At 40.9% G+C, this 18,229-nt stretch carries 15 protein-coding genes and 1 pseudogene; 5 read left to right on the top strand and 11 right to left on the bottom strand.

What is annotated here, in order from left to right; translation table 11 throughout:
• Positions 1–3 precede the first annotated feature (3 nt).
• Together ACM5QX_RS02760 and ACM5QX_RS02755 are read left to right on the top strand one after the other, a co-directional pair.
• On the top strand, positions 4–3,426 hold the full coding sequence (locus ACM5QX_RS02760) for a filamentous hemagglutinin N-terminal domain-containing protein (protein ID WP_414752285.1): 3,423 nt from the start codon (positions 4–6) through the stop codon (positions 3,424–3,426).
• Between the two features lie 155 nt (positions 3,427–3,581).
• Entirely contained in the window at positions 3,582–4,211 is a 630-nt protein-coding gene (locus ACM5QX_RS02755) for a hypothetical protein (RefSeq protein ID WP_414752284.1), read from the top strand.
• 114 nt (positions 4,212–4,325) lie between these two features.
• Here ACM5QX_RS02755 and ACM5QX_RS02750 read toward each other — a convergent pair whose 3' ends face one another.
• The 3 genes and pseudogenes from ACM5QX_RS02750 to ACM5QX_RS02740 all read right to left on the bottom strand — a co-directional run.
• Positions 4,326–5,594, bottom strand: coding sequence for an MFS transporter (locus ACM5QX_RS02750; protein ID WP_414752283.1), 1,269 nt, complete (start codon positions 5,592–5,594; stop codon positions 4,326–4,328).
• Complete coding sequence (locus ACM5QX_RS02745) at positions 5,554–6,036, bottom strand: MarR family winged helix-turn-helix transcriptional regulator (protein WP_011319566.1); 483 nt, start codon at positions 6,034–6,036, stop codon at positions 5,554–5,556. The genes ACM5QX_RS02750 and ACM5QX_RS02745 overlap by 41 nt, the downstream gene beginning before the upstream one ends.
• 20 nt (positions 6,037–6,056) lie before the next feature.
• Positions 6,057–6,248 (bottom strand): annotated as a pseudogene (locus ACM5QX_RS02740) (multidrug ABC transporter permease); the annotation flags it as partial.
• 46 nt (positions 6,249–6,294) lie between these two features.
• Between ACM5QX_RS02740 and ACM5QX_RS02735 the strand changes: the two are divergent.
• Entirely contained in the window at positions 6,295–6,489 is a 195-nt protein-coding gene (locus ACM5QX_RS02735; protein WP_414752282.1) for a hypothetical protein, read from the top strand.
• Here ACM5QX_RS02735 and ACM5QX_RS02730 read toward each other — a convergent pair.
• Together ACM5QX_RS02730 and ACM5QX_RS02725 are read right to left on the bottom strand one after the other, a co-directional pair.
• Positions 6,486–6,914, bottom strand: coding sequence for a hypothetical protein (locus ACM5QX_RS02730; RefSeq protein ID WP_414752281.1), 429 nt, complete (start codon positions 6,912–6,914; stop codon positions 6,486–6,488). The two genes, ACM5QX_RS02735 and ACM5QX_RS02730, sit on opposite strands and share 4 nt — an antisense overlap.
• A gap of 255 nt (positions 6,915–7,169) precedes the next feature.
• Entirely contained in the window at positions 7,170–7,487 is a 318-nt protein-coding gene (locus ACM5QX_RS02725) for a hypothetical protein (RefSeq protein ID WP_414752280.1), read from the bottom strand.
• 258 nt (positions 7,488–7,745) lie between these two features.
• Between ACM5QX_RS02725 and ACM5QX_RS02720 the strand changes: the two genes are divergently transcribed.
• Entirely contained in the window at positions 7,746–8,582 is an 837-nt protein-coding gene (locus ACM5QX_RS02720) for a hypothetical protein (RefSeq protein ID WP_414752279.1), read from the top strand.
• Positions 8,583–9,010: 428 nt separating this feature from the next.
• On the opposite strand, the gene ACM5QX_RS02715 is transcribed toward ACM5QX_RS02720, so the two are convergent.
• From ACM5QX_RS02715 to ACM5QX_RS02695, 5 genes are all read right to left on the bottom strand, one after another.
• Positions 9,011–12,601 (bottom strand): NB-ARC domain-containing protein, encoded by a 3,591-nt coding sequence (locus ACM5QX_RS02715; protein ID WP_414752278.1) that lies wholly within the window; start codon positions 12,599–12,601, stop codon positions 9,011–9,013.
• Between the two features lie 395 nt (positions 12,602–12,996).
• A complete protein-coding gene (locus tag ACM5QX_RS02710) occupies positions 12,997–13,248 on the bottom strand; it encodes a hypothetical protein (RefSeq protein ID WP_041456226.1) in 252 nt (83 codons plus the stop codon).
• A 59-nt stretch (positions 13,249–13,307) separates the two neighbouring features.
• Positions 13,308–14,468: an 8-amino-7-oxononanoate synthase gene (gene bioF, locus ACM5QX_RS02705; protein WP_414752277.1), complete on the bottom strand. Its 1,161-nt coding sequence runs from the start codon at positions 14,466–14,468 to the stop codon at positions 13,308–13,310.
• A gap of 91 nt (positions 14,469–14,559) precedes the next feature.
• Positions 14,560–15,201 carry a Holliday junction branch migration protein RuvA gene (ruvA, locus tag ACM5QX_RS02700; protein WP_011319573.1) on the bottom strand — a complete coding sequence of 214 codons (642 nt, stop codon included), beginning with the start codon at positions 15,199–15,201 and terminating at the stop codon, positions 14,560–14,562.
• A complete protein-coding gene (locus ACM5QX_RS02695) occupies positions 15,198–15,947 on the bottom strand; it encodes a sucrose-phosphate phosphatase (protein WP_414752276.1) in 750 nt (249 codons plus the stop codon). Before ACM5QX_RS02695 ends, ruvA begins: the two co-directional genes overlap by 4 nt.
• Before the next feature lie 351 nt (positions 15,948–16,298).
• On the opposite strand from ACM5QX_RS02695, the gene ACM5QX_RS02690 reads away from it, so the two are divergent.
• A complete protein-coding gene (locus ACM5QX_RS02690; RefSeq protein ID WP_414752275.1) occupies positions 16,299–16,760 on the top strand; it encodes a hypothetical protein in 462 nt (153 codons plus the stop codon).
• 80 nt (positions 16,761–16,840) lie between these two features.
• Here the strand turns inward: ACM5QX_RS02690 and ACM5QX_RS02685 are convergent, their stop codons facing one another.
• Positions 16,841–18,049, bottom strand: coding sequence for a NupC/NupG family nucleoside CNT transporter (locus ACM5QX_RS02685; protein WP_414752274.1), 1,209 nt, complete (start codon positions 18,047–18,049; stop codon positions 16,841–16,843).
• Between the last annotated feature and the right edge of the window lie 180 nt (positions 18,050–18,229).

Here is an 18,229-nt window from a genome sequence, read left to right as displayed (position 1 = left end):
ATTGTGATTAAACGAAATTATTTAAATCGGTGTTTGACCTTAAGCTTATTAGTCAGCGTGACTTTAACAACAAATGGAAAAATTTTGGCACAGGTCACAGCCGACCAAACCTTAGAAACACAAGTTATAGATATTGGTTTCAACTCCTTTATTTTAGGTGGCACAACAGTTGGCAACACTAATTTATTCCACAGTTTTGCTAGTTTTAATGTTCCTAGTAATGGTGCAGCAATTTTTATCAATGACCCTAGTTTAACTAATATCTTTGCACGAGTAACAGGTGGCACAGCTTCCAATATTCAAGGCAGAATAGGTACTCAAGGGACTGCCAATTTATATTTAATCAATCCCAACGGCATTATTTTTGGCACAAATGCTAGCTTAAATATTGGTGGTTCTTTTGTCGCTACCACAGCTAATGCTATTCAATTTCCTGGTGGTGCTGAATTTTCTTTAAATTCATCAGTTTCACCAGATAATCATCTACTTAGGGTCAATCCTACAGCATTCTTATTTAACCAAATCGCTAATCAGGGTATAAACTCCATTGAAAATCGCGGCTATTTAGGAGTTCCTAATAATAAAAGTTTAATCTTACTTGGTGGTAATATTGCACCCACATCTCATGCCACTGGGGGAATTTTGCTGGATAATGGAAGACTAGGAGCATTAGATGGGAGAGTCGAAATTGGCGGATTAACTGCACCTGGCTCCGTAGGAATAAATGTTAACGGTAATAATTTAAGTTTAAGCTTTCCCCAGGGAGTAGCTAGGACAGATATTGCATTAATAAATAATACTGGAGTTCTTGTTGCTGGTGCTGGTGGTGGTGATATTGTAGTCAACGCTAATAATTTAAATTTACTCAATTCTACTAATCTTTTTACTGGCATATTTGCTAATCAAGGAAAACCTGATAGTAAAACTGGGGATATATCCATTAATGCAACGGGAATTGTCAACCTAACTGAAGGTAGTGGTATTGGAAATTTATCACTAGGGACAGGAGATAGCGGCAATATCAACATTGTTGCTCAATCACTAAATATGAAGAATGGTAGCAGCATTCAAGCGATTACTGCACAAGGTAAATCAGGAATTGTTAATATTAAAGTTACTGACACTCTTTCCCTAAATCAGGGGCTTCTTGCTAATGTGATTTTAAGTGATAGTATTAATATCCAAGCACAAAAAGTTTCCCTTGCAAATGGCGCTTTAATCCGTGCTTTTAATTCATCAGGAAATGATTCTGTAGGTATTAAAATTCAAGCTTTTGATTCCCTTGACTTGAACAATGCTAGCATTCTTACTGGTACTTTTGAAAACGGTAATTCAGGTGATTTATCAATTATTACCAATCGCTTAAATCTAAAAAATGATTCTCAAATAGCAGCTAATACATTTGGCAGTGGCAATGCTGGTCAAATTAATATCAATGCTCCTGATATCACTATAGACGCGTCTTCAATTAGTGCAGCTTCATTATCTTTTACAGGCGTTCTTACCAATATAGGTAATGCTGGGACTATCAATATCCAAACAGAAAGAATTAGTCTCACAAATCGGGGTTTCATCTCATCTAGTTCTGACGAACCAGCGCCGGGGAAAACAATCGGTTATGGCGGAAATATTAATATCACAGCTAATGAATTAATAGAAATAGATGCAAAAGGTGCAACAGATATAATTACGGGTTTAGTTGCCAGAACTTTTAGTGGCAGCCGTGCTGGTGACATAAACCTGAATACCAGAAATCTGATTGTTAGAAATGGTGGTTATATTAGCGTAGAAGCTGCTAATAATTTAGGGGGAAATGCAGGTAATATTACTATCAACGCATCAGATACTGTTGAGTTAACTAGCTCTAATGGCAACCGCCCTAGTATAATTTTCACTGGTGTTTCAGCTTTTAATGATAATGCGATCGCTGTAGGTAACGGTGGTGACTTAAAAATTAGTACTCAAAATTTACAGCTAACAAACGCAACTATATCAGCCGGGACTTTCGGTCAAGGTAATGCAGGTAATATCAATATCTTCAGCAATGATGGGGTGGTAATCGATAATAGTGTGATCAATAGCCGAATTGGTGCTGGCGCAGTTGGGAATGGTGGTGATATTGACATCCAGACACAGAGGCTAACTTTAACTAATGGTGGTGGGATTGATACTATAGTTGCCCCACCAGAAGGAAATTTACCTGGTGGACAGGGTAAAGGTGGAACTATTCGTATCAATGCTACAGATGCAGTCACTATTTCAGGAACTAATGCAGATGGTTTTGAGAGTGCAATCTTGACGGAAACCCAAAGCGGTGCATTTGGTCAATCTGGCGATATCATCATTAATACAAATTATTTCCGTGTCTTAAACAACGGTAGTGTATCGACATCAACAGCAAATAGTAGTGATGCAGGTAATATTTTGATCAATACCCGCGTCATGGAGGTATTGAATGGTGGAGTAGTAGTAACAGGCACTGAGGCTAGTGGTAAAGCTGGTGACATTACCATTAATGCTACAGATCAAATTAACATCTTGAGCAACACCGACTTAAATGGTAATACTGGTTTGGTGGCTAGCACTAGTTCTAGTGGAGATGCGGGGAATATATTCCTATTTACAACTGACCTTAACTTATTAGCTCCTAATTCTAACTTGCATGCTCCCGTCCTTGTGGCCACATTAAGTCAAGGAAGTGGGATTGCCGGGAATATTAATATTGTTGCCACAGGCAATTATAATGCCGATAACGGTTTAATCAGCGCACGATCTGAAAGAGCCGGTGGTGGAAATATCAGTGTTAATGCTAGAAATATCAACCTACGGAATAACAGCGACATTCGTACTGATTTATCTAGTGGTAACGGTAGAGGTGGGGGAATTTCCCTCACCGCAGATATTATCATTGCCTTGGAGGATAGCGATATTCTTGCCTTTGCACCAGAGGGACAAGGCGGTGATATTAAATTCAATACCCGTGCTGTATTTAGCAATGTTCTCTACACGGCTAGACAAACAATATCTGACAGAAATAGTCTTCAGTCACTAGTTAATAATACTCGCCCTGACATTAACGCTACAGGGACAATCTCTGGCAACATTATTGGTGTACCTGATATTAGCTCTATCCAAAACGGACTCACAGATTTACAAGCTAATCCCATTGATACTACCGTACTGATTGCTAATAGTTGCATTGCTCGCAGTCCTAGACAAGAAGGAACTTTTATTATTACCGGGACTGGTGGTTTACCAACTCGTCCTGGTGAGCTTAAGGCTTCTAGTTATGCCACAGGAGATGTGCAGAGTGTCAGTAATAATATTGTAGCTAGTGGGTGGAAGAAAGGCGACGCTATTATTGAACCACAAGGAGTATATCGACTAGCGAACGGGGAGATGGTGATGAGTCGTGAGTGTCGTTAATTTTCTTTTTTAGTATTACTAAAATATATAGTCAATACATTTTTCTGCAATTTTTGATGATAGTTCCTGCACATCAACCAGCATAAAAACTGAATGCACTATATCAATATCTCCTTTAATCTGTTCAATAAAGGAATCATTGGTAAGGTTATATTATGAAGAAAGGCAATATTTTACTCACAACCTTATTAACAGCTTCAATATTCATCAATGGTGGTATGGCAAAAGCCAACACACAATCGGATAGACAAGAGATTATCCGCAGATATCAGTGGATGAGTGATGGTTGCAATGCTAGATTGATCCAACAATGTTACGCTTACTGGTCAATTGGTTTTCAAGGTCGCGGATCAGATGGCAGTTTAACTAATTTCACAGAACACATTCAAAGTACGTACAAGTTATTTCAACAAGCTAGTCAATATCAACACCGTGACGAATTTATTCGTATCAATGTTAATGGAAATCGAGCAGAAGTTATGGGTCTATCATACTCTGATTACGTAATTGGTAATAAACGCATACACAGCCAAACTCCATACGAAGATATATGGGAAAAAACTAGTAACGGTTGGGTATTAGTATCAGCAAGGTGGTATAAGGGCAACTACAATGAAACTGCTATTGGGCGATCGCCTACTCAAGCAAATAGTCAGTTATCTCCTGAACAACAAGAACGACTCAGGCGGATCATTCGCCAATATGGATACCCAGCCGCCCCTTCTACTAGCGTCAATCAGCAATTTAATTTTGTACATCAGATGCCTAGATTTTGGAATCCGTGATGTTTTAAGTTAACGTGCGCCTCCATTGGAGACTCACGTTAACTTAACCAGGTTTATACCTATTCACAATTGAGAGACATTAGAAGTAACGGAACTTTCGTAATTTTTGAATTGTTATTCATACTCTTGCAGTGACCCTAACTTGACAATTCCCGGCCAAATCGCAGCCGTAGCAACCACGACTAAAATCGTGCCAATACCGCCACCAACTACGGAAAGCACTGGGCCGAATAAAGCCGCCGTTAGACCAGACTCAAAACCTCCCAACTCATTGGAAGCGCTGATAAATACGCTATTAATCGCTGCAACTCGACCGCGTAATTGGTCAGGGGTTCTGATTTGTACCAATGTATGGCGAATGACTACGCTGATAGTATCTAGTGCGCCACTCAGGGTAAGCATGATTAGGGATAACCAAAACCATCGGGAAAGCCCAAAGATAATTGTTACTACACCAAAGCCAATCACAGACCACAATAAAGCTGTCCCAGCTTTACGTAATGGTGGTAGGTAGGCTAAAGTCACAGCCATAATTAAAGCGCCGATAGAAGGCGCTGCTTGTAGATATCCCAATTCCACTGGCCCCACCTGCAAAATATCTTTGGCAAAGACTGGTAACAGTGCAACTGCGCCTCCTAATAAAACGGCGAACATATCTAAGGTAATGGCTGCCAAAATTAACTGATTTTCCCAGATGAACTTAGCACCGGCTGCTAGTGCTTGCAAGGAGATGGGTTCAGTAACACGCTCAACTTTTTTCTCTTTGATTGCTGCCATGAAGAGAAAACACAAAAAACCAGCGATCGCTGCTAATATGTATACTCCTGTGGCGCTTCCTAGTACAGCAATCCCCAAACCACCCAAAGCCGGGCCAGCCACCGATGCTAACTGAAAGCTGCTACTATTCCAAGTAGCTGCATTGGTAAAAGCGTTCACAGGTATTAACTGCCACATAATTGCATCACTGGCAGGCTTGAGAAATGCTCTACCCACACCAATTAACGCCAAGCAGCCGTAAATTAAAAATACTGCGCCTCTAGTATAAGAAAGTATTGCTAAACCCAGGGAGCAGAGCGCTAATAACATTACTGACAATAATATAGTCAGTTTGCGTGAACGGCGATCGGCAATATCTCCAGCAACTAAGGTGAGGGCAATCATTGGTAAGACTTGGGCTAACCCTACGCCACCTAACACCATAGCTGAGTTAGTGCGTTCGTAGAGTTCCCAACCAATAGCTACAGTCTGCATCTGTGATCCCACAGACAGCAATACACGTCCTAATGTAAATAGGCGATAGTCTCGAAACCTCAAAGCGGCAAAGGGGTCGTGCTGGTTAGCTTCAGCGCTTGGGGGGGGTGAATTCCGTTTGATCGAAGACATTTTTGAGTAAAGCCAATCCTTTTTCAACTTGGGATATTTCCTCGGCTGTCAGACCTTCCAAAAGATCAGCAATTTGGGCGCGTGTTTCATCTAAGGATTGTTGCAAAATAGATTTTCCCTCATCAGTCAGAGTGAGAACAATACGTCTGCGCTCTTGTGGATGGTGAATCCGTTGCACTAAATCCCGTTGTACTAGCCGTTCGATTGTGGCTGATGCTGTAGCAGAAGTGACACCTAAATGTTCTGCTAGATCAGATAAAGACGCTCCGGGGTTACGATTGAGAAATGCTAGCGATCGCAATTGTGGTATCGATAAAAAAGCGGCTTTGTGCGCTCGCATCTTAGCTCGGATAAACCTCATGACTGAGGGTACAGTTTCCATTACTTTGGCGGCACATTCTGCGGAAGTTGCACCTTCTTGAGAGGATTTATCGAGCTTCATGAGTATCGTAATTCTCCTAATTACATCATCACCTGTGGATAAAGTTTGCCACAGATGAGGTTTAAACCTATTAATGCTAATAAGAGAATTGTACAATCCAGACCAAAGCCATATACGCTTGACCTAAGCAATAACGTAGTGCCGCGTAAAGCATCAACCTGATAAATTAACGGGTTGATGCGAGAAAGGAACTTTAACCAGTCAGGCATAATGAATTTTATTTAGTTTTTCTAATTATTAGCTTCGCAAGATAATGCTGTGAAGTCAAGAGTTGCTGGAGAAAAGGGTACAAATGTTTTAATTTACTTATTAGTCAGCGACAAGCCTAAAGACACTCTGCGATCGCTCTTTCGATTATTGGCTGAATGTGGCGATGTGGGCGATCGCTTTCATGGAAAACGGCGATCGCCAGATTTGCACCTTACAAAATTTCAGTCACAGCCCACATCCTAACTTGTCGGTGCTGGTTTTTTTCCATTTCCGTTACCATCTACATTGGCAACAAATGACGGTTGCTGAGGACTAGAAGTTAACGACTCACCCCGCAATCCCTTGCTGCGTTGGTTTTTAGGAACTCCTCCCGCCATGCCATACTCTACACTGCTTTTACCATATAGAACGCCGACTCCCATCAGCATATGTTCTGCCATATCTCCTAATTTACTTTCTGTTTCGAGCATTTCACGATATAACTTATCTAGGTTAGAAAGAGCACTGTTGTAGGCATTCTCTTTAGTTCGCATCGTCTCAATTAAAGTTGAGAAAACAGGTAGAGTGAGTCCATTACCCACATCTAAATTTGGATCAATTGAGTTCATACCAGCCGCACGCCGCACTGCTTTTTGTAACACAGGAGAGCTTCTTTTTCTACGCGCCATGACATACACCTTGTAACATAGTACGGTTGATATTCTTTACCTTAAAAAATATCCGTATGATTAGCCTGAGAGAATTTTGGCAAATCTACAACAACTTTTGCTACAAGCGATCATTGTTATAAATGCGCGAACTACTGAAATGAGAAAGCATTTAAAGCAAATGAATAAGCAAACTCCGGTTTGCTTTCTGAATCTACTGAAATGAGAAAGCATTTAAAGCAAATGAATAAGCAAACTCCAGTTTGCTTGCTGAATCTACTGAAATGAGAAAGCATTTAAAGCAAATGAGTAAGCAAACTCCGGTTTGCTTGCTGAATTTAGGGAAATGGGAAAGTAATTAGGCATTTTGATAAATATCATGGGATGTCTGGCGACAAGAAGCAGAGCTTCTACGCACTTTTGGTAATAGGGTTGATGTAGGCGATCGCTTGTTTCTGAAACACTTAAGTTGAAAATAAGTTGAAGATAACTTGCTAAAGTTGCCTGGTGTAAGTAGAGGAACGTAGGCAAACTAGGGTATGTAAAAGCTACATCGCACTTTCCCAATAAATCTTTATGCGAGTCATCTACCACACTGCGAATCGTCAACCAAGAATTAAGCGATTGAAAATTGTAAGTATAAATAATCAGTCATTTTTTGCATATTCATCCTCTCTTTTCCAAAGATATATAGAAGCAACAATATTGCTTCCTAAACTTTTAGGTTATGCAACTTTAGTATGGTTCGGTACATTTATAATCTCATTGTTTTTATTTTATGAATAAATAAAATCCAGTAAAAACAATAAGTTTGCTTTAAAACTTACACTTGCTTAAGTGCTAAAAATAACGTTGACTAAAAATCCGGGAGACAATAGTATGAGATTTCTAAGTCTATTAAGTTTGCCACGATTGATTGTAGGAACGCATTTACTACGTAACCTGTTACGCAACGATGAAACTGTTGAAGCAAAGCAATATATGGCAAAAACAGCTGCTAGTGTTGTTGCAGGTGCATACTTTACTCCAATTGCACCATTTGCTGCATCTGCTGCTTCTAAACTTGTTGATTATATATTTGACACTCAAGTAAAAAGATTAAGTCAATTTGAAATAGACAAGAAGTATAGCAGTGATTTTGCATCATTAAGCGGAGAAATATTGGGTGCGGTTTTCACATTAAATGAATATACATCTTTATTGTCTAAAGCTTTTGAATACAGCGCTATCGCATTAACTGAATCTGATAAACATGAGGCATTTAAAAAGGTTATTACGAAAGAAGTAACATCAAAAATTTCAAGCAATTTTAGCGAATTATTTCCCGGAATTTCTGAAGACACGTCTACAAATGAAATTGTGCGGAAGAGTATACTAACAGAAAAAGATAGAGAAATATTGGAGAAAATAAAAGAAGTTTTATTTGATAAACCTTCTGAGTCTATTGCTGAACCCCTTATTGAAAATCTGTCTAATTGTCGCGGAACAAGAATTCAGTCATTAGCTTATACGATGGCATTGTCAATAGCACCTAAATTTATAAACAAGATGATCTCGGAAGGCTACAAAGCTGAGGATATTAATAATGTTATATTTGAATTAGCGGTAAAAGAATTTACTTCAGATGGGTTGACTAAAGCCTTTCTCAAGCTACTGCTAAACCGATATTACGGAACCATACTTGTGTAGAGATCGCTTTCTTTATCGAACCAATCACGGACATTATTACGGTAATTGTGGACAACAGCCAAACTTTCCTTCTGTTTATTTAAGAGGCTTAACTTTCAACTTGCACATTTTAAAGCCTTTATACGGTAAGGCTTTGAAAAATATCATCAAAATGTGCTCAGTTCATATTTTACGGAAGCGTTAATCGCGCCCGTGGAAGGCTCACATCTTGCACCAAGTACACTTGGAATTGTAAGGTGCGTTACGGCTAATTCCCACTTGCTCGACTTCCGAAATCCTTGCATAGCCGTAACACAACGGCAATAAAGCGGGAAGAACATCTACACCGCTTTTTGCCTCCCCTACTTAATATTTACTCTATAAATAGACTCTAGAGGCGATCGCCCCCTTACCACCTATCTCAAAAAAGCAATCACCCGTAACAAAACCTACCCCACACCTTCTACCGCCCCCAAAGCCAAGAGTGCAGATCGCTGCGCTGCTGTTAACCCAGTCACCCCCCTAATGTTCATCCCTTCATAAAGGCGATCTACTTTCAGGGTTTTAATCCGCTCAAATGTTTCCACATCCCAAAGCTTTATTACTTCATCTTGACTAGTATTAACCAAGATATTACCAACAGAATTAAAGCTAACAGCGCATCCTCCACTAGTATGACTATCCAAGACTTTGACACAGGTAAAGTTATTCATATCCCATAAGCGGATTGTTTGGTCAGAACTGGCGGATGCCAAAGTGGAACCATCAGGGCTAAAACTGACTGACCATACAGTAGAAGTATGTCCTTGCAACACTTTTAAGCAAGTAAAGTTACTAGCATCCCACAATCTAATCGAGTGATCGACACTACCAGTAGCGAGTATTTTACCATCTGGACTAAAACTCAATGACCAGACTCCATCAGTGTGACCAGGCAAAGTTATTATACATTTACCTTCATCCACATCCCACAGCTTAACTAAGTAGTCTGCACTAGCAGTAGCTAAGGTATTGCCATCCGGGCTAAAACTAACTGACCAGATGTCACCCGTGTGACCTTCTAATGTTTTTACACATTTACGCTTATGAATATCCCACAACTTTACACTCTTGTCCCTACTGGCACTAGCCAAAGTTTGACCATCTGGACTAAAGCTAACTGATGTTACTCCACCATGATGACCGTATAAAGTTGTAATACAATGACCAGAAATCACATCCCACAGTTTAATGCTTTTGTCATGACTGCCACTAGCTAATATAGAACCAACAGGACTAAAGCTAACTGACCATACCCAATTTGTGTGACCTTGTAAAATTTTAGTACAGTCACCAGATGCAACATCCCATAGCCGAACCAAACCATCCATACTACCTGTCGCCAACAGACAATCGACTCCTGTCGGGCATACAGAGTTAAAGCTGACCGAAAACGCCCCACTGGAGTGACCTTGTAACGTTCTCACGCATACGCCTTTACTTATATTCCATATACGTACACTGAAATCTTGAGCAGCACTAACTATGTGGCGATCTGAACTAAAAATGACTGAGAACACATCACTGGTATGACCGTGGAAAATTTTAATACAGGTACCTTGCTGCACATCCCACAACCTCACACTGGAGTCATAACTCCCTGTAGCTATGGTTTGACCGTCTGGACTAAAGCAAACTGACCATACTTCATTTTTATGACCGTGAAATGTTTTGATGTAAGTACCTTGACTCACATTCCATAACCGAACAGAGTGGTCACTACTGCTACTAGCAAGAGTTTTACCATCTGGGCTGAAGCAAACCGCGCGTACATTGCCAGCATGACCTTGCAAAACTTTTATACATTTATCTGTATTGAGATCCCATAAGCGAATGTCGCAATCTTGACTACCACTTGCCAGGATAGAACCATCTGGATTAAACCTGACTGAACATACCCCACTAGTATGACCGTGCAATATTTTAAGACACTCACCTCGACGGATATCCCACAAACGAATTGAAGCGTCTAAACTACCACTTGCAAGAGTTTGTCCATCTGGACTAAAGCGAACAGACCAAACAATACCTTTGTGTTGAGCTAAAGTTTTGAGACAATCTCCCGTTTGTACATCCCACAATTTGATTAATCCATCATGACCACCACTTGCCAGGGTTTGTCCATCAGGACTAAAGGCAACTGTCCAAACTACACATTCATGTCCTTTAAATGTCAACAGGTTTTTTCTATTTGCCATTTGCCACAAATGAATTTGCCCATCTTGATCCCCTGTAGCTAACAGTTTTCTATCTGGACTCAAGGCAAGTGAAAAAATATTCTTTAAACTTGTGGCAAATGCAGACTGATCAAAAGCTGTATTTTGGAAATTGACTCCAGCTAAATTGATACGCTGTAAGTCAGCTTGCCTCATGCACAAATTTGAGAAGTCATACTCCCGTAAATTTACTTGCAAATGCGCTAAAAAGTTGAGGATATTACCCCCTGCATACCCAGTTAAGATTGCAGTTTGATGTCTTTGCTGCTCCAATATATTCTGTAACAAAATTATTAGTTGTTCTTGACTGCCCATCTCTAGCAACAATTGCTCAAGTAATGGTTGCACAATCAATTGCTTTTGTGTCTCCCGGATGAAGTCTTTGCTTGTTGCCTTGATTAAAGCATGGGTTTGGAATAAGCCTAAACGGGCAGACTTTTCCCCTAACAATTGTTGACGAATTTGTTGAACCAATCGCTGGGTGGTATATTCCATCACAACTGGTTGTAAAAAGAAATACTTACCACTTCTTTCAATTAATGACCTTTGCAACAGAGAGTTAATTGCTGAAGGTACAAGACGCTGAGAAGAAGATGTCACTATATCAGCAACTAACTCGGTAAGGGATACTGGCTCTCGATTAATTGCCAGCCAATACATTACTTCCGCTTCTACTGGTGACAAATGGTAGAATTGCCGTTCTAACAAGTCGCCAATGTCCTCAAAAATTAGTATCCCGTGTTCTACATACTCTAAAACAGGGGCGATTCTACCATCGAACAGCTCTTGGGTTCCGGCTGCTACCATCTTGAGTGCTAAGGGGTTACCCCCATAATGCTCGATGAGTAATTGCCATTCTTGTTCTGTACCTGTGAATTGTCCTTTTTGCTGGAATAACTCTTGTCCCTCGGTAGGATTTAATCCCTTTAATGGGATCGATCGCACTCCTGTTCTTTCTCCTTCTAAGGGTACAATTTCTCTAGGTTTTTCTCTAGAAGTAAACAGGAGGCAACTAATATGAGGTACTTCGCCAATGCGTTTGAGTAATTGACCGTATCCCTCGTAACCAGGACGACATTGCCCAGCTTGACCACCAGAGAGAATTGTCTCAAAATTGTCTAAAATCAGCAAACATCGGTTTGATTGCAAACATTCCATCAGCTTTGCTAATTTGCCATCAAAGCTTTCAGGAATCACCATTTCCTTTTGCAACGCCGACAGTAAAGATTGCAGTATGTTTGTTACTTGCTCATCTACTGGTGGTGCATTTTGCAAACTTCGCCACACCACTACCTCAAATTCGGCTTGAATTTGCAGCCCTAACTTCACCGCTAAAGTGGTTTTGCCAATACCACCAATTCCCAGCAGTCCAACTAAACGACACCGTTCTTCTAATACCCATTGTCGTAGCTGCAATAATTCTTCACTGCGACCAAAAAACACAGATACATCGGGTGCTTCTGCCCAGTCATACTGTGGGTTTCCTTGTCGAGTTTCTAGTTCTTCTACGGTTGAGGTAGGACGAGTATAATCGCTTGGAGATAACTCCAAATTAAAGGCAGCAAAAGCAAGCTGCAAGGAACTTTTATCTACAGGTTCCAAGCGTGCCAAGATTCTAGATATAGTGTGCAGAGCTAAACGGGTGCGATCGCTCAGTTCTTCCAAAGAAAAGCTATCTCCACCATTCTTTTCCCATTCTGCTTTAGCTTTGGCAGCTTGAAGTTTATCCCAACCTTGGAGGGTCAAGGTTACACCTCGGTTGCGTCGAGCTTTTTGCTGTTTCATGCGTTTTAATAAGTTGACCTAGTAAAACTACTTGCAAACTAGCGGCTAGTTGAGGTAGTGTTCGTACAAAACCAAAAATGAACATAACAGGATTTCAGATTGATAATATCAATCCCAGTAAATTTACGATAGTCATAAAGCCAACAAAAATGTAAATTCTTTGACTAAATATTTGCCGTGTTGTGTCTCAGCTTTGATCCCAGCGTTTGTAAGTAATTATTTATTTGTATAAAAAGAGAAATTGCGACACCCAATTTAATATTCTCTTAACTGAACCGTATTGTTTTATATATGCGTTACTGAGTGGAAGGATGAATCTGTCTCATACCAATACACCAAAATTATGAAACAGATCCAAACCCAGAAACCTTTATAGAATCTGTATTTTCTAATTGTTATGACTTGGGTGGTGTTCGGTGTGCGCCGAAGTATTTCTCACTACGGTAGCGAAGCCACACTCGTAGCACTTGCGGAATCTGCTGTTTTTGTTCTTTGCTGAGTTTGTTGTAAAGGTCTAATGCGCGATCGCGTTCACCCCTACAAGCAGCATTATTATGAGCATCCCAATAGCTGCGGGCTACTCGAATCCGACGACAGACTTCTTTAATCAGTGCATCTCCCGTAAGTGGAGTGTCTTGTGTTGCCATACTCAGATACGATAAATTCTTACTGCTATCGTAGCGAGTCCTTTTCATCGCCACAATCACTAGTTGATGTCTGCCAATACTGCCACTAATTTTTCTATATGTTCTGGTTTATGGGTTGCCATTAAGGATATTCTGATCCGACTTGTAGGAACTGTGGGGGGGCGAATCGCTGGGGCAAAGATTCCTGCTTGTTTTAGTTGCTTACCCACTTGTAGCGCTTCACTGGGACTTGACAACTGAAAACATAGTATGGGCGATGCTGATGGCAGTAATTTCAGGTTTGGTATTTCTAGCAATAATTCTCTCAAGTAATTAACGTTGTGCCACAACTGCATCCTGTGTTGTGGTTCTTGTCGAGCTATGTTGATGGCTGCTAAGGCTGCGGCTGTATCTGCGGGTGATAACCCTGTAGTGTAAATCCAACTAGGGGCGCGGTTTCGCAAATAGTCAATTAAGGAGTGGCTTCCTGCTACATACCCACCTAAACTACCCAAGGCTTTACTCAGTGTACCAATTTGGATTAATTGTCTACCTGTACACCCAAAATGTTCTACACACCCAGCACCGGTTTTACCCATCACTCCAGTAGCATGAGCTTCATCAACTAGGAGCATACAACTAAATTGTTCAGCCAAATCTAATAGAGCGGGTAAAGGGCATAAATCCCCATCCATACTGAAGACGCTATCTGTCAAAATTAAACAACGTCGGTAGTTTTGCCGTTGCTCAAGTAATTGGGTTTTCAGTTCCTCTACCTCACAGTGGGAATATTCCCTAACTGTTGCCCCACTGAGGATAGCTCCATTTTTCAGACTGGAATGATTGTATTGGTCAGATAAAATTAAATCACGCTTGCCAACCAGAGCTGCGATCACTCCTATATTAGCCAGATAGCCTGAGCTAAACACTAACGCATCTTCTGTTTGTTTCCAAGATGCGATCGCCTTTTCCAATTCCCCATGCAGTTCTCGATGCCCACTCAATAATCTCGAACCAGTACTCCCAGTCCCAAATTCTTGAGTAGCAGCTACGGCTGCCGCTATCAAGCGTTCATCCCCAGCCAACCCCAAATAATCATTACTAGCAAAATTAATTACTTCCTGCCCCCCTAAAACCACGCTTGCACCAGCACGACCCTGTATTGTTTGCACTGAACGATACCAATCGGCCCGATGGATGGTTAGGAGTGAGTTTTGTAACCAAGCATAGGGATCGGGCATAATAATTCAAAATTCAAAATTCAAAATTCAAAAACTTTTAGGGAGTGGGGGAGTAACTGATGACTGTTGACTGTTGACTGTTGACTGATGACTAATGACTAACTTGCTCACTACTGCTAAGATGAGCGATCGCTTGTTTAATCCAGTCTTCCACGTAGGCATCTTTTGGTAAACCAATATCTTCGCTGACTACGTGTAGGGCGTGACTAACTTCATGGGCAGTGTAACCCAAGGCGAATAAAGTCATTTGCACTTCTTCGAGAATACCGGGGGCTGGGCCTTCGGTAGCGACGAAGAAGCCTGCTGATTTGCGCCATTCGATTAATTTGGCTTTGAGTTCCAAACAAATGCGGTCAGCGATTTTTTTACCCACTCCTGGGGCTTGAATTAAGATTTGGACATTAGCGGCGATGATGGCTTGGACTAAATCGGGTAGTTCCAAAGTGTCCAAGAGGGCGATCGCGCTGGCTGCACCCACACCACTAACAGACAATAGGTGGCGGAATAAATCCCGTTCGGCTGGGGAAGAGAAACCATAAAGCAAGGGTATTTCTTCCCGGACTTGGTAATGGGTAAATATTTGCACCAAATCTCCGGTTGTGGGTAATTGCTTTGCTAATCGTTGGGGAATTTGCAAATCATAGCCCATACCATTCACTTCAAGAGTGAGAATGACGCGATTGCTGCCTACGTTTTGAATACCAGCGACTATACCTTTGAGATAGCTAATCATTCTAGGAAACCAAAGAATTGTAAACCTTCAATAATTCCACCTGCACAAAAGTTTTTTGCCAGGTAGCGATGGTCTGCGGGATACTCACTGTGCCACTGAAGCAACTCTGGTCGGGCATTCCCGACGATGATTCCCCTTTCGTTGCCTACAGCGAACAAAGCAATATCATTACCTGAATCACCACAAACAACTGTTCTTTCTGCTGCAAATTCCCACTTTTGGCGAAGAAACTGCATTGCCTGACCTTTATCGCTGTTTAATGGTACAATGTCAAGGTCTATACCGCTACTATAAATTAACTTTATATTTAGTTCATATTTCTCTAACTCTGCCTCAAGTTGTGGTATGACCTTAAATGAAGCTTCTTGATGCAGGAAAAAACTCACTTTAAAAGGGCGTTGTTCCGAGTCTGGTTGCAGCACTAATTCAGGAAATTTTTTAGTTACTGATAAGACAATTTCCCGATTCCAACCCTCAGCAAGAATTTCCGACCAGTCCGAGTCAGGGTGACCACTACCATCAAGATAGATTTCCGTACCTACAGACAGAACTAACCCATCAGGTTCTATCAGGTTTTTTTCTACTTGCAGTTCTTTGTAGAGAATAGGCGATCGCCCAGTAGCATAAACTATCTTTGTGCCATATTCTTCACGATGGTGAGTGAGTATCTGGCTTAGTTTTGCCAGGGCTGCATCATTACCTACCAGAGTATGATCCAAATCGGTGACAAAAAGAAATGGCTTCATTATTTTGTTCCCAAATTCATAGGTCAAGCATTCCGAGCTAATTTACCAGATTTTGGTTCTTATGTATTCTCACCAGTGTAGGAGTGTAGGGGTGTAGGGGTGTGAGGGTGTAAGGGTGTAGGGGTGTAGGGGTGTGAGGGTGTAAGGGTGTGAGGGTTTAGGGGTTTGAGGGTGTAGTACAGTTTCTTGATGAAGATGCGCTTGATTCTGTACTGTAGAGACGTTGCATGCAACGTCTCTACATCATTCCTAAACCCCTAAACCCCTAAACCCCTAAACCCCTAAACCCTTATTACACCCCCGTTTTTCCTCGCTAAAATAACACAGAAAAATGCTTTAGGGTCTAGATAAGTGCTGAGAAAATCTCGATTTTGTATATTATTTGCACTTACTTTAGTTTGTGTAATAAGCGTATATTATATCTGGAATCTTTTTGAGCGATCGCCTGTTACGAGTTGTGACACTCCTTATGGTTTTCTGCAAACAAAACAGGCTAAATACTATACATTTGCTGAAGAGATAGTAGTTCAACCTTGGCGCGGTCAGCATCATGTATATGCTTTATTTCAGATTCCTGATGGTTACCAACATGAGTATTTATTTCGGCTAAAAATCCCAGGAGAATCTACTCAATGTGGGGGATTAATGCCTCTTGATAAAAATATTCTTGCTGGCATTTCCCGTAAGCAAGGTTACTATCCGGTTCGAGGATATTTAAATACACGCATTGCTCTAAATCTGATTATCCAAGGTAAGCTCAATCAGTTAAACCAACCACAAAACTGGCAACTTGGTTATGTTAAAAATAACTAGTACAATGTGGCATAAATCACCCATTTTTTGAAAGAAATTAACACCCTGAGAACAATTTAATTACGAACTACAATAAGCTGTTAAATTAACATTCCGGCGATACAAGCGGTAATAAAACCTGCCAACAATCCACCAATCATACTTCTAAAACCCATCCGGGCTAAATCATGTTGACGTTGAGGAGCCATCCCAGTAATACCGCCTATAGTAATACCAATTGAACCGATATTGGCGAAGTTACACAAAGCATAAGTTGTAATAATCACTGCCCTCTCAGAGATTTTCCCACTCTTAATTAAGTTTCCCAAATCTACATAAGCCAAGAACTCATTCAAAATTGTTTTCTTACCCAGTAGCGCCCCCACTTGCGCGCAATCGCTCCAAGGTACGCCCATAAAAAACGCTACAGGAGCCATAATAAAAGACAAAATCCACTCTAAAGATAATTGTGGTAAGCCAATATAAGACCCCAACCATCCAATTAGGGCATTAACAACAGCCAACAACCCCAAAAAAGCAATAATCATTACCCCCACATTCACTGCTAGCTTTACACCATCAATTGCGCCGCTAGCAGCAGCATCAATCACATTGACATAACCTGTCTCGCCTTCCATCTTTGCCTGACCAGTCGTTTCTGATACTTCTGTTTCTGGATAAAGTAATTTGGATACTACCAACGAGGTGGGCGCAGTCATGAAAAAGGCAGCAATTAAATGTTCTGGAGGTATTCCAAAAGACAAGTAAGCCCCTAGCACACCACCAGCAATTGTGGCAAAGCCACCAGTCATGACTGCATGGAGTTCTGATTGAGTCATTTTTGCCACATAAGGTTTTACCATCAGTGCTGATTCTGTCGGCCCCAGAAAAATGTTCCCAGCACAAGACAGAGATTCGGAACCAGAAGTTTTCATGGTCTTCATCATCACCCACGCCAACCCGTTGACCACCCTTGGTAAAATGCCGTAATAATACAAGACGTTAATGAAAGCAGAAAAAAAGATAATTGTTGGTAGTACTTGAAAGGCAAAAAAATGATCCTTAAAGTTATCGCCAAAGACAAATTTTGCCCCCACATCTGAGAACGATAAAAAATAGCTGACTGTATCACCCAAAGACCTAAACACATTTAATCCCCAAGGTGTTTTGAGAATTACTAGCGCCAATACAAATTCCAACCCTAAACCCCAGGCTACAGTTCGCCAACGCACTGCATCACGGCGAATAGACATGGCGTAGGATATACCAATGAAAACTAAAATTCCTATAGCAGAAATGGCGCGTTCCATGTGACTTTGCTTTTATCCAAACATGGTCAAAAAGTATACATAAGAATTTGCTTTTTTGTGAGGTTTTGGGGGAAATTGAAACGCAGAGGATTGGTTATGGGTGATGAAGTTAAGAGAATAGTAGGTTGAGTGAAGCGATAGCGAAACCCAACAAAGTATGCGTGAATGTTGGGTTCTGTT

It is taken from the genome of Anabaena sp. CCY 9910 (assembly GCF_963920875.1).
Classification (GTDB): Bacteria; Cyanobacteriota; Cyanobacteriia; order Cyanobacteriales; family Nostocaceae; genus Trichormus; species Trichormus variabilis.
Note: the sequence above shows the minus strand (reverse complement) of the source record. Positions and strands in the feature narration are given on the sequence as shown.